Source organism: Streptomyces sp. NPDC048496, assembly GCF_043200055.1.
In the GTDB taxonomy this organism is placed as follows: Bacteria; Actinomycetota; Actinomycetes; order Streptomycetales; family Streptomycetaceae; genus Streptomyces.
Window position 1 is genome coordinate 432,978 of sequence record NZ_JBICXB010000002.1, and the last position, 12,220, is coordinate 445,197.

The following is a 12,220-nucleotide window of genomic DNA, read 5'->3' on the forward strand; positions in this document are numbered from 1 at the left end:
GCTACCGGCCGGTGTCGCGGCGCCACATCGACCACATCGGCGGTCCGGCCCGAAACGTCATCTCCTCCTGCACAGCGAATCCGTGCCGTCGGTAGAAGGTCAGATTGCGGCGGTTGCTCGACTCCAGGAACACCGGCCGCCCGCCGGCGTCCGCCTGCTCAAGCAGCCCGCCGAGCACCTGCGACCCGCGCCCGGTGCCGCGGGCGTCCGCGTGGGTGCCGATGTACTCGACGTACCAGTGCGCGGGGTCGGCCGGGTGGCGGTGCTCCAGGGTGAGCAACCGCATTCCAGTCCGGGGTAGTTGGGCCCGTCCCGCCCGTAGGAGCGTGCCCGCGTTGCGCAGCCGATAGCTCACTGGCAGTTTCCACTCACCAGGTTCCGCCCACACCGCCGCCACCGTGCGGTCGGGGTCGGTCCACACCCGGCCCGCCGGGACCTGCTGCGCCAGATGCGCGCTGAACAGCAGCCGCAGCCTCCGGTCCCGGTCACGCGGCATCAGCCAGGACCAGACGGGGTCTTCGGCGTAGGCACTGGCGAGTACGGATGCGAGCGCCGGGACGTCGGAGGCGGCGGCGCGGACTATGTCGGCCATGGCCGAGGAGAGTAGCGGTTCCTCGGGCCGTGAGCTCCGCAACTGATAATCGGGTGGCTGCGGTTCAGTGGAGTCCGTCCACGAACGCCTGCCAGGCGTCCGTGCCGATGACGAGTATGGAGAGGCGCCGCGACGGCTGCGGCAAGACAGTCTGGTTCGAGTGCCGGGCCACGAAAGCGGCCGACGGGTGACGTCTCTCAGTGGCCGGAGCCGAGCTCCGCGAGCACCGCGTCCGTGAACGCCGGCCACACCTCGACCGCCCACGGTCCGAAGGCCCGGTCGGTCAGTGCGACGCAGGCCGCACCCGCGACAGGGTCGAACCACAGGAACGTACCGGACTGGCCGAAGTGCCCGAAGGTCGCCGGGGACGAGGAGGTGCCCGTCCAGTGCGGCGACTTGGAGTCCCGGATCTCGAAGCCGAGCCCCCAGTCGTTGGGGTTCTGGTGGCCGTAGCCCGGCAGCACACCCTTCAGGCCGGGGTGGACGACGGTCTGCGCGGCCAGCACTGTACGCGGGTCGAGCAGCCGCGGCGCCTGCACCTCCGCCGCGAACCGCACGAGATCGTCGACGGTCGAGACACCGTCCTTGGCGGGCGAGCCGTCCATCGTGGTCGAGATCATCCCGAGCGGTTCCAGTACGGCCTGGCGCACGTACTCCGGGAACGGAATGTCGGTGGCCTTGGCGATGTGGTCGCCGAGTACCTCGAAGCCCGCGTTCGAATAGAGCCGCCGGGTGCCCGGTGCGGCCGTCGTCCGGTGCTCGTCGAAGGCGAGCCCGCTGGTGTGCGCGAGCAGATGCCGGACGGTGGAACCCTCGGGCCCGGCCGGCTCGTCGAGCTCGACGGCGCCTTCCTCGTACGCCACGAGGGCGGCATAGGCGGCTATCGGCTTGGTGACGGAGGCGAGCGGGAAGCGGTGCGTGGTGGGGCCGTGACTGCCGACGACGGTGCCGTCCGCTCGTACGACGGCTGCTGCCGCGGTGGGGACGGGCCAGTTGTCGATCATCGCCAGGCTCTGCATGCGTACGAGCGTAACGGGCGGGGCTGTCGAGCCACCGGCCGCCCGACGAGGGCGAGCGCGCCCCCGCCGTCGTGCGGCGGGGGCACACTGCCTCGTCACCGAAAGGTCAGCTGATGGCTTGGTAGCCGGTGAAGGCTTCGGAAGCAGTCGTGGTCGGGCCGTAGCCGCCCGGAATGTAATCGGAGAAGTAACGGAGCCTTCCGCTGCCGGGGGTGGTGCCCCAGAGATCGAATTTGCCGTTGTTGTTGGCGTCGGGGGGTGCGGTGAACAGAGGGACGTTCGCCGTGGTCCAGCCGGTGGCCAGCAGGACGCGGTGGCCAGGGTTGACCTGGTCGGGGCCGTTGGGCCCGTCGGGGTTGATGCTGTCGTAGAGGTAGAGCCCGCCGCCGATGTCGAAGCGGGCGGCCAGGTCGACCTGGCCGTCGCCGGTGAAGTCGCCCGGGGCTGCGAGGGTGATCTTGGCGAGGGTGTAGCCACCGTCGCTCATGGCGTCGCCGGCGGCAAGGAGGACGGGATCGCGGTACGAGTCGAGCCGGTAGTCGGGCGCACCGTAGTAGAGCCAGAGCTGGTCACTGGTCTTCACCAGCAGGTCCGGGTAGCCCGGGGTATCGATGGTGCCGTCCCCGTCGGTGTCGAGGGGGCCGTCCACGTCTCCGATGGCGAGGATCTGACTCGCGCCCTGCCAGTGGTCGTTGTTGGGGTCGTAGACGGTCAGCTCCTCACGGTTCCTGCCGTCGACGCAGTCGGTGCAGGCGAAGCCGTACCCGTTGTTGGGATGCATCCACAGGCGGTCGGTGCCCAGGGCCGCATCGTGGCGCAGGGCGATGAGGTCTTCGTAGGCGTCGTCGTTCCAGTCGCCGCGGTGGGTGATCGGTGTGTTGTTCCAGGTGTAGTTGGAGGCGGTGAGTGCCGCCTCGGTCACGGTGCCGTCGCCGGCCCCGTAGAAGCGGCGCAGAGTGCCGTCCTTGTCCACGCCCCACAGGTCGGCGTTGCCGTCCCCGTTGATGTCGCCGGGCTTGTCGGGGGTTTTGGGGCCGTTCGCGTAGAAGAGGTAGACGGTGGTGTCGGAGGAGTTGCCCGCCTTGTCGTAGCTCTTGGCGTAGACCTGGTTGGATCCGGCTGCGGTCGGCGTCAGTTTCACCGAGACGGAGCCCCCGCTGGTGCTGGGCGTCGCGGTCCTGCGGGTGGAGTCCCAGTCGGTCCAGTACTCGTACTTGGTGACATCGGCCACTCCGCCGCTGGTGATGCTGAAGGTGCCTTCGGTGCGGACGCTTCCGGTGACGCCGGGCCAGCCGTCGCTGCCGTCTGGAACTGCTTTGAGTCGACACCGGGCGGGCTGCTCGGGCGGGTGGGGTCGAAGACGAAGCGGCAGCCCGGCTTTCCCGCGGGAGGCGTCCAGTCCGAGGAGAGCGCGCTGTCCTGGGCCTGGACCTTCCAGGAGAAGTTGCCGTTCGCCTTGGACAGGTACGGAGTCAACTCGGCCTTGGTCACCTTGAGTTTGGCCACGGTGCCGGAGGTGACGGAGAGCGTCTTGTTGACGACGATGACCCCGTTGGGGTCGTCATTGGGGTGGTGGCCGGTGGGCCACAGATTGAACTTGGCCTTGACGGTGCCGCCGTCCCCGTCGGTGATCTTGGCGGTGAGGTAGATGTCGGTGTTGCCGATCAGGCCGTACGGGGCGGTGTCACCGCAGCCCTGGGTGTTCTTCGTGCTGGGGATGGTGTCCAGGGCGGTCGGGGCTTTGGGGCGGGTGTTGTATGTGGTCGACAGCACCGCCGACTTGGCGTCGAACTTCTTCCACGCGTAGACATCGGTCTCACTGGCGACGGGGACGCGCATGCCGAGAGTGATGTTGTCCCAGTGCTTGCTGACGGCGTCCTTGGCGGCGGACGTCACGTCGAAGGCGAGATTTCCGCCCGGGCAGGTCGAGTTGTATCCCTTGGATTCGTTGACCGTGCTCAGCAGACGTGACCAGGAAGGCGGCTTGTTCCACGAGGTCGACGAGCTGATGGATCCGGTCAGCCAGGTCTCCACGGGGCGGTTGGTGCAGGACCAGGACCAGCTGTTCTTGATCCGGAAGGTGGAGGCGGAGATGACCTTGTCCGTGTTCCACAGGTTGTTGGAGTCCATGCGGAAGAAGGAACGTGCCGTGCCGTTGGTCTGGTTCTCGTAGCCGACCCGGGCGGTCGATGTTCCCTTGGAGCCGTCGGAGTTGGTCCACCCCGCTCCGTTGTAGAACGTGCCATCGGGGTACTTCTTGTAGATGATGGTCCAGGCCTCGCGCGAGCCGCTCACCGAAGGGTCCAGGTATACCGGGTAGGTCGTTTCCTTGCCGGTCAACAGGGACTGGTCGGGGGCCAGGGTGAGGGTGTCCGCGCCCACCTTGAGCGGCATCGACGTCTCCAGCGCGCCGTTTCCGGGCTCGAACTCGTCCCCGCGGGGCTCTTGAGCCGCAGGGCCGGATGCGCTCAGTGCGGCGGCTGAACCAGCAGGGACGGAGCTGTCCCACATCCGCGGGGTGGGGGCCGTGAAGATCTCCTGCCCGGCGGGGTTGACGGCCCTCATGTTGCCGTGTTCATCAGCGGCGACGGTCACGCCATCGGTGGCCAGCTTGAACTCCAGGCTCTTCAGCGCCGGGTTGGCCGCGGCCTCGGGCGTCTTGACCACCAGAAGCTCACCGAAGCCGCTCTCGCCGGCTCGCAGTTTCAGGTCGACGCCCGCCATCACCTCCGCATACGTCACGGTGTTGCCATCGACCTGAGGCGTGGGCAACGCCGTCGGCCAGGACCACGACATGCTTCGCCCGTCGCGGGTGATGGTCACCAGCGGCCCGCTGCCGCCGCCGGAGAACGCGATGCCCACCTCGGTCGCCTTGGTGACCAGGGTCCCGTCGGCGGTGGGGGTGAGGGTCGGGTCGATGTCGACCAGTTTGTGGTTCTTCCGGACCCACTGGGGAAGGGCGTAGGTCTCCTGAGTGAATGATCCCTCCGGGTTGGCGAAGACCTGGGAGGTCTCGGTCCGGCGGGACAGGATCTCGGCCGGTTCGCCCGTCGACTTCGCCTCGGCGAGTGCCGAGGCTTCAGCGGTGACCTCTGCTCGCTCGTCCGTCGGTACGACGGGCGCGGCGCGATCCCCGGCAGGCATCGCGGCAGCCATCGGTGCGGTCAACGCCAGGATCAGCGCTGTCGCCACGGATATGGGGAGAAACGGGATACGTCTCTGCCGAGGTGGAGGATTCGCCATCACACTTCCTTTCCGTTACTTCACTGAATTCTGCGCACCTTACAGCCTGATTAATGGCCTCGCTGAAGAGATTTTGCTACATCTGATAGATCGATATTGTGGGTAGATTGAAAAGACGTGTGGGATTGTCGACTATGGGGGATTTTCAGAGTCCGGATCGCGCCAACATGCCTGTGCTGGCGGCGATTTGGCCGCAGTTGGCGGCACTCCCTTCTGGAGGGGGCGTGAGATTTTTGTCTTGAAAAAAGCGGCGGATGATTCCGAGAGGTGATACCGCAAGTTTCTCGATCGATGCATTCTTCGAGGTGTTTTGATTTCCCCCTTTGCTTGCCCCACGCCGTGTGTTACCGTTCGCGGATCTTTGGCATTGTGAAGTTCCTGTGGGGGGAATGGATGTCCGGTATACGCCCGGCAGTGTTCGATCGATCAGTACGAGCGCGTGGCAGATACGACAGGGGCATCCGGGTCATCGCGCTGTCCCTGGTGGCCTATCTCGTCCTCGCACTCCTCGGTGGCCCGGTGGCGGCTGCGGCAGAGGTGGAGCTGCAGAAACCGACCAAGCCGGATCCTGTGCCGGTCTCCCGTGTCGAGCGGCAGGGTCTGGACAAGCCGGACGAGACCGCGCAGGCCCACCGGAAGCCGAATGCCAAGGCACACTGGCCCAAGGCCGGTTCCGTGACGCTGGACACGCCCGCGGTCGGCAGGAGGTCGAAGTCCGCGAGCGCGGGGTCACTGCCGGTGGCGATCGCGGCTCCGAAGAACGGCACGCGGACGCGTATGGCGGCCGACCAGGTGCAGGTGCAGGTGCTGGACCGGGCGACTGCGGAGGCAGCCCGCATCAATGGTGTGGTGATCGCCCTGAAGGGGCACGGCAGCCAGGACGGCAAGGAACGGGTGGGCGTTCAGCTCAACTACGCGAGTTTTGCCGGAATGTACGGCGGCGACTGGGCCTCCCGGCTGACGCTGCGCCAGGTTCCTGCCTGCGCCCTGACTACCCCGGGCAAGAAGGGCTGCGCGCCGGGCGCCGCCGTCAAGACGGTCAACGACCCCAGGCGCAGCACACTCTCGGCCGAGGTCGACACGGAGGTCGTGGCCTCCGCTGAACTGGACACCGAGCAGCTGGTGCAGCCGGAATCCTCCGCAACACGCTCCGCCACAGGCGTTGCCGCATCCCCTGACACCACTCTCTTCGCGGTGACGGCCGCTCCCGCCGGCGCTGCGGGGAAGTTCACCGCCACGTCACTTGCACCTTCGGGCCGGTGGAACGCCGGTGGCTCGTCAGGCGGCTTCTCATGGGCGTACGACATCGAAACCCCCGCCGTTCCGGGCGGCCTGGAACCCAATCTGGGACTGACCTACTCCTCGCAGGACGTCGACGGCCGCACCGCCGCCACGAACAACCAGGCCAACTGGATCGGCGACGGCTGGTCGATGTCACCGGGCTTCATCGAGCGCCGCTACGTGGCCTGTGAGGACGACAAGAAGAACGGGAACAACACCACCCGTGTCGGGGACCAGTGCTGGAAGACGAACAACGCCACGCTCTCCATGAACGGTTCCTCCAGTGAGCTGGTCAAGGACGACACCCCGGACGCGGCCCACAAGGACGAGTGGCACAAGAAGGACGACGACGGCACCCGGGTCGTCCTTCTCAAGAGTGCGGACCGCGGCAATGGCGACAACGACGGCGAGTACTGGCTGGTGACCACCCCGGACGGCACCCAGTACCACTTCGGCTACAACCGCCTGCCCGGCTGGAGCACGGGCAAGGACGAGACCGACTCCACCTGGACGGTGCCGGTATTCGGCAACCACGCCGGGGAGGACTGCCACGCCACCGCCTTCAAGGACTCCTGGTGCCAGCAGGCATGGCGCTGGAACCTGGACTACGTCGTCGACCCCCACGGCAACGCCATGGCCTACTACTGGGCGAAGGAGTCCAACTACTACCAGCGCAACATCGACCCGACGACGTACAAGGGCACGATGACCAGCTACACCCGCGGTGGCTACCTCAAGCGCATCGAATACGGTCTGCGCTCGAACCGCGTGTACGCCGACAAGGCCGTGGCCAAGGTCGATTTCGAGGTCGCCGAGCGGTGCCTGCCCACCGACACATTCGACTGCGCCACGGGCAAGTTCACCAAGACCAATGCCAAGAACTGGCCGGACACCCCGTTCGACCAGTCCTGCGCCGAGGGCGACACCTGCGAAGGCAACTCCTCGCCCACGTACTTCAGCCGCAAACGCCTCACCCGGATCACCACGTCGGCGCTCTCCGACGGCGCGTACAAGAAGGCCGACTCCTGGGCCCTGACGCAGACGTTCCCCCCGACCGGGGACGGCACCGACCCTCCCCTGTGGCTGTCCTCCATCACGCGTACCGGACACACCGCGGGTGACACGACGCTCCCCGCAGTGACGTTCCGGGGTCAGCAGCTTCCCAACCGCGTGGAAGGCGCGGTGGACGTGATCCCCGCGTACAACCGCTACCGCGTCTACGCGATCGACACCGAGTCCGGCGGCACCATCGGCGTCACCTACTCCGGCGCGGACTGCAAGGCGGGAAGCCTGCCCAGCCCGTCGGCGAACACGAAACGCTGTTATCCGGTGATCTGGTCCCCGCCGGAAGCCCCCGCAGCGGAGTACAAGCCCTACGCAGACTGGTTCCACTCCTATGTGGTCACCCAGATGCTGGAGTCGGACAACGTCGCCGGCGCCCCGGTCAAGCGGACCGACTACTCCTACTCCGGCGGGCTCGCCTGGGCCAAGGACGACGACGAGCTCACCAAGGCCGAGGAGCGTACCTACGGCGACCGCAAGGGCTACGGGCTCGTACAGACACGCACCGGAGACCCCGTCCAGGGCATCCAGTCCCTGACCGAGACCCGCTACTTCCGCGGCATCCCCGGCGCGAAGGTCGCCGACGGCGAAGGCAACACGATCGATGACCACGAGGCCTTCGCCGGCATGACGCGCGAGGAGGCCACCTACAACGGTTCGGGCGGCGCTCTCGTCTCGGCCACCGGCTACACGCCCTGGCACTCGTCCGCGACCGCCACCCACACACGCGCCGACAGCCTGCCGAAGGTCTACGCCTACCGGACCGCGGTGCAGAAGGAACAGAACCGCACCACGATCGACGGCGGGAAGCTGCGGCGCACCGAATCGGATCGGGAGTTCGACTCCTACGGCAGGGTCAAAACCCTCTCCGAGACCGGAGACACCGGCAAGAGCGGCGACGAACAGTGCACCACCGCCTCGTACGCCCGCAACACCGGCGCGAACATCCTTGACCTGGTCGCCGAGTCGAAGGTGGTGGCCAAGCTCTGCGGCACCACCCCGAGCCTGCCCGCCGATCTGATCTCCACCAAGCGCTACTACTACGACAACTCCACGACGCTCGGCGCCGGACCGACCAAGGGGGACGAGACCCGGCGCGACGAGAACGACGGTGCCGGCACCGGCTTCGTGACCGTCAGCAAGGCCGGATACGACGACTACGGACGCCAGACCTCCGCCACCGACGCCGCCAAGTCCACCATCACCACCGAGTACAAGCCGCCCACCGGCCAGTCGCCGAACCAGACCGTCGCCACCAACATTCTCGAACAGGCCAACACCACCTTCACCGACCCGGTACGCGGAGTGACCACCGCGGTCGTCGACGCCAACGGCAAGCGGGCGGACATCGATTACGACGCGCTCGGCAGAGTCATCAAGGTGTGGGAGCCGGGCTGGTCCAAGTCGGCCTACCCCAAGCTGCCTTCCACCGAGTACGCCTACAGCGTCACCAAGTCAAAGCCCAGTGTGGTGACGGCGAAGGCCATGCAGTTCGACGGCTCGTACGCCAGCACGTACACGTTCTATGACGGTTTGCTGCGCCCCCGCGAGACTCAGTCACCGGCCGTCGGCGCACCCGCCGGACGACTGGTGAGCGAGATCTTGTACGACACCCGTGGCCAGGCCTGGAAGACGTACAGCCCCTACTACGCCGCAGGCGCCCCGTCCGCGACGCTGGCGAGCGGTGACGACAGCAAGGTTCCCGCGTCTGTGGAGAACCTCTTCGACGGCGCGACGCGTACCGTGGCAGCGATCTCCCGTAAGTTCGGTGACGAAACCAAGCGCACCACCACCGTGTACGGCGGCGACCGCACCACGGTCATACCGCCCGTGGGCGGCACCGCGACCACGACCATCGAAGACGCTCTCGGTCGCAAGAGCGAACTGCGCACCTATACCAACGCCCAGCGCACCGAGTTCCGCACCACCACCTACGCGTACGAAAAGCACGGCAGTCTCGCGGAGATGACCGACCCCGCGGGTACCTGGACCTGGACGTACGACGCACGTGGCCGTCAGCACACCGCCGACGACCCGGACAAGGGCTTCACCCGCACCGAATACGACGACGCGGACCGGCCGAACCTGGTCGTCGACGCCCGCGGCGGCGAACTGACCACCATATACGACGAACTGGGACGCAAGAAGGAGCTGAAACAGGGCTCGACGCTACGCGCCTCGTGGATGTACGACACCGTCGCCAAGGGACAGCCGTCGTCCAGCACCCGCTACGAGAACGGCAAGGCCTACACCACACAGGTCGACAGCTACGACGACCGCTACCAGCCCACCTCGACGACGGCCACGCTGCCGGACTCCGCGGGCGCGCTGGCCGGCTCGTACACCTGGACATACGGCTACAACCAGTACACAGGTACTCAGGAATGGGTGAAGCACCCCGCTGCCGGCGGCCTCCCCGGCGAGCGTCAGACCACGGTCTACGGTGAGGGCGATCTCCCGCAGAAGACCACCGCGGGTTCGACCGTCCTCGTCAACGCCACTTCGTACGACGTGTTCTCCAGGCCGGTCCGGACCGAGTACGGCACGCTCGGACACAAGGTCTACAACACGCAGCAGTGGGACGAGCACACGGGCGAGCTGACCGGACGCACCCTCGACGGTGACGAGGCGTTGAGGATCGAGGCGACGAAGTACTCCTACGACGCGGCGGGCAACACCACCCGGATATCAAGCACGTCCGGCCAGGACGCGGCAGCGGTGACCGACACCCAGTGCTTCGGCATCGACGCACTGCGGCAGATGACGGATGCCTGGACCACCAAGAACGCGTCCGACGACTGCAAGAAGAAGCCGTCGGCAGAGACGGTGGGTGGACCGGATGCCTACTGGCACACCTACGAGTACGACATGATGGGCAACCGAACCAAGGAGACCCGGCACGCGGTCACATCGGGCGCTTCCGATGTCACTCGCACGTACACGCCCGGAAAGCCGGGGGACACCCCCCACGCCCTGCGCTCCGTCTCCACGACTGGTGGTCCGGACAATGGCAAGACGGAGAATTTCACCTACGACGCGTCCGGTAATACCGAGACGCGCAAGGGCGGTTCACGGAATCAGGGAATGACCTGGGACGCAGAGGGCAACCTCGACACGGTCACCGAGGGCGGCAAGACGACGTCCTATGTCTATGACACCGACGGCAACCGGATCCTGGCCCGCAACGCCGACGGCAGCACGACGGCGTACCTGCCGGGAGGCAACGAGCTGACGACGACCTCGGCCGGCGTCAAGACGGCGGCCCGCTACTACACCCACGGTGGCGAGACAGTAGCCGTCCGGACCAACGCCGGAATATCCCTCCTGTTCGGCGACCAGCAGGGCACCGCGCTCGTCGCAGTCGCCATGGGCGCGGGCCAGCTGGTCACTCGGCGCAAGCAACTTCCCTTCGGCGGTGCACGTGCCAGCACGGGTACAAGCTGGCCGGGCAGTCACGGTTTCGTGGACGGAACGACCGACCCGACCGGGCTGACACACCTGGGCGCCCGCGAGTACGACCCGACACTCGGCCGGTTCATCTCCGTGGACCCGCTCCTGGTCGTCGACGACCCGGTCCAGCACAATGCCTACCAGTACGGCAGCAACAACCCGGCCACCTACTCCGACCCCACCGGCGAGAACTCCAGGTGCTACGGCGGCAACATGTCCGCCAGCTGCGCACCCCCGACCCCGCCCAAGAGCAACTGCTACACCGGCAACATGTCAGCCAGCTGCACCGCGGTGAACCCGGACCACAACAGCGTGGAAGGCCGGCGCCGGTCCGCCGAGCTCGCAGCGGCCATCGACGGCCCCAAGTACTGCTACGGCGGCAGCATGTCCGCCAGCTGCTCCGGAAACAAGTCGGGCTCTCAGCAACAAGCGGATGCACAGAAACGGGCAGCGGATCTCAAGCGTGCGCTGGAACAGCAGGAGAACAACAAACACGAAGAGGGATTCTGGAAGGGAATCTGGAACAACTCCGGAGGGAGAGTCGTATCCGGAGTGGCTGGTGCTGCCAGCGCTGTTGGAGGCTTCGCGAAGGATCACTGGCGTGGAATAGCTCAAGGGGTAGTAATAATTGTTGGCACAGTGGTAGCGGTTGCATGCACCATCGCGACCGCCGGAATATGTGCTGGTGCCGGTGGAATTCTCCTGAGCGCGGCAATCGGGGCCACACAAGGAATTGCAACCTATGGGTTGTCCGGCGGGCAACACACTACGGAGGGTTACGTGCAGTCGGCATCGATAGGTGCTGCGACGGTCGGTGGAGCAACCGCACTGAGTAAAGCGGGAATGCTCATGAGTCCGACAAGCCCCTACCATTCGGTGTCCACTCTGTTCTCCTCGGCATGGAGGAACGGCGGGCGTTTCTGGAAGGGTGGCCTGAACGGAAGGCAGGTGGTGAATCACATGGGATTCGGCACCAAATGGGCGGGCAGGTGAGACGTATCCGTAAGTCCGCCTCCTCTCGGGGCTTCGTCGGCTACCTGGTTCTCGCCGGTATCGGTGTGTGGGTCTGTGCGGTCACGGCATTGGCGCTCACCCTCGGGCCGCCGTGGCAAGCGGCCGGCGTAGGACTGATAGTTGCGCCGCTCATTCCTTGGGCTGTCGCAAGAAATCAGAAGAGGGATGAGGGCGAGATGTCGGGGACCTCCACGTCCGGGCGACGACCGGCCGGCGAGGGTGATCGATTCAACTTTCCGGCGGTATGGGTCGGGCTGGTTTTCTCGGTCTCAGGAATTCTCCTTCTGGTGATGAATTCCAGTGAGGGGAGATTTCTTGAACGACTCGAAGAGGCGATGATCGCTTACGGAGTGCTCGTCATGATTTTGGGCGTGTGTTCTTCATTTTTTGGAAGGAAGCACAAAAGGGATCAACGTCAGTGAGTTGAATGCGTCAAACGTTGGGATTCCCCAGAGTGTTGCGTTCGCCGTAGGCGCGAGTCGGTCCTTCGTGATCGGGTCGCTGTTCCTGAAGCAACCTACTTAAAGGCGGAATTCAGTTGGGGAGGTGGGTTGGTCGT

The 12,220-nt window shown here is 66.1% G+C and carries 6 protein-coding genes; 2 read left to right on the forward strand and 4 right to left on the reverse strand.

Going from position 1 to position 12,220, the window contains the following annotated elements; genetic code table 11:
* Position 1 precedes the first annotated feature (1 nt).
* From ACGFSA_RS04160 to ACGFSA_RS04175, 4 genes are all read right to left on the reverse strand, one after another.
* Positions 2-592: a GNAT family N-acetyltransferase gene (locus tag ACGFSA_RS04160; protein ID WP_393299353.1), complete on the reverse strand. Its 591-nt coding sequence runs from the start codon at positions 590-592 to the stop codon at positions 2-4.
* A gap of 197 nt (positions 593-789) precedes the next feature.
* Entirely contained in the window at positions 790-1,611 is an 822-nt protein-coding gene (locus ACGFSA_RS04165; protein ID WP_393299356.1) for a serine hydrolase domain-containing protein, read from the reverse strand.
* Positions 1,612-1,717: 106 nt separating this feature from the next.
* Complete coding sequence (locus ACGFSA_RS04170; protein WP_393299359.1) at positions 1,718-2,842, reverse strand: hypothetical protein; 1,125 nt, start codon at positions 2,840-2,842, stop codon at positions 1,718-1,720.
* Positions 2,749-4,803: a hypothetical protein gene (locus ACGFSA_RS04175; RefSeq protein ID WP_393299362.1), complete on the reverse strand. Its 2,055-nt coding sequence runs from the start codon at positions 4,801-4,803 to the stop codon at positions 2,749-2,751. Before ACGFSA_RS04175 ends, ACGFSA_RS04170 begins: the two co-directional genes overlap by 94 nt.
* 465 nt (positions 4,804-5,268) lie before the next feature.
* Between ACGFSA_RS04175 and ACGFSA_RS04180 the strand changes: the two genes are divergently transcribed.
* Both ACGFSA_RS04180 and ACGFSA_RS04185 read left to right on the forward strand, forming a co-directional pair.
* Positions 5,269-11,640, forward strand: coding sequence for an RHS repeat domain-containing protein (locus ACGFSA_RS04180; protein ID WP_393299365.1), 6,372 nt, complete (start codon positions 5,269-5,271; stop codon positions 11,638-11,640).
* Positions 11,637-12,083, forward strand: a complete 447-nt coding sequence (locus ACGFSA_RS04185; RefSeq protein WP_393299368.1) for a hypothetical protein — start codon at positions 11,637-11,639, stop codon at positions 12,081-12,083. The genes ACGFSA_RS04180 and ACGFSA_RS04185 overlap by 4 nt, the downstream gene beginning before the upstream one ends.
* Positions 12,084-12,220 lie beyond the last annotated feature (137 nt).

Coding starts and splice junctions, on each gene's coding strand:
- ACGFSA_RS04160 (WP_393299353.1), bottom strand. CDS start 592: ATGGCCGACATAGTCCGCGCCGCCGCCTCCGACGTCCCGGCGCTCGCA.
- ACGFSA_RS04165 (WP_393299356.1), bottom strand. CDS start 1,611: ATGCAGAGCCTGGCGATGATCGACAACTGGCCCGTCCCCACCGCGGCA.